Consider the following 1,181-nt stretch of genomic DNA (forward strand, 5'->3'; position numbering starts at 1 on the left):
ACCTAAGGCTACGCTGAACAAGTAGCCGATTTGAGCGATCCGCTGCCCAATGGGTCGCTGACGCGGGGAAGCCTCGCGGTTTGACCGCGTTCCCCGGCCATACCGGCCGTGCTTGCGCACTTGGAGTGCGCAACGGGCGCACTCATGCCGCGAGGCGCTGCCGCGCCAGGTAGATGTTGGCCAGACCCAGCACCACGAACGAACGTGTGGCGTTCTTGGCAAGGCCTCGGTAGCGCACCTTGGCAAAGCCCCAGAGCCGCTTCACCACGGCAAAGACGTGTTCGACTCGGGCGCGGACCTTGGACTTGTTGTGATTCTTCGAGCGCTCGACCTCGTCGATCTCGCCATCCCTGCGCACGCGCTGGTTGGTGAAGTCCTTGGCCTGGGGCGCCTTCGATTCGATCAACGCCCTCTGGCTGGCGTAGGCGCTGTCGCCGTATACACGCTGCTCGTTCCCGTGCAACAGCTCGGGCAATGGATGTTTGTCATGCACGTTGGCTGCCGTGACCACAGCGCTGTGCGCCAGCCCAGTGCGGCTGTCCACGCCGATGTGCATCTTCATGCCGAAGTACCACTGCTGGCCTTTGCGGGTCTGGTGCATCTCCGGGTCGCGCTGTTTGTCGGCGTTCTTGGTCGAGCTGGGCGCGCCGATGATGGTGGCATCCACGATGGTGCCGGTGCCCACCTTCATGCCTCGGGCCTGCAGCACCTCCCCCACCTTGGCAAACAAGGCCTCGCCCAGCTTGTGCTTCTCCAGCAGGCGGCGAAACTTCAGCAGCGTGGTCCCGTCAGGCACACGTTCACGCCCCAGATCAATGCCTACAAAGCGGCGCAGCGCCGTGCTGTCGAGCAGAGCCTCCTCGCAGGCCTCATCAGCCAGGTTGAACCAGTGCTGCACGAAGTACATCCGCAGCATGCGTTCCAGTCCGATCGGTGGGCGCCCGTTGCCGGCCTTGGGGTAGTGCGGTTCGATGACCGAGCACAACTCCTGCCACGGCACGATCTGCTCCATCGTCGCCAGGAATGTGTCCCGCTTGGTGAGCTTGCGGTATTGCTCGTAGCCGTCGCCTTGATCGGCTGCCATCGCCAGGGTTTGCTGTTTCATCTTCACCTTCGTGTCTCTGGTGTCTCGATACATGCAAACCTCGCGCCACCTCTCAACTTGTTCAGCGTAGCCCTAA

Annotated in this window: 1 protein-coding gene; it reads right to left on the reverse strand. The window is 62.7% G+C overall.

What is annotated here, in order from left to right; translation table 11 throughout:
* Positions 1–142: 142 nt before the first annotated feature.
* Positions 143–1,105, reverse strand: coding sequence for an IS5 family transposase (locus tag AC07ZS_RS29835; RefSeq protein ID WP_062407895.1), 963 nt, complete (start codon positions 1,103–1,105; stop codon positions 143–145).
* Positions 1,106–1,181: the final 76 nt, after the last annotated feature.

It is taken from the genome of Hydrogenophaga sp. GW456-12-10-14-TSB4, from assembly GCF_059424305.1.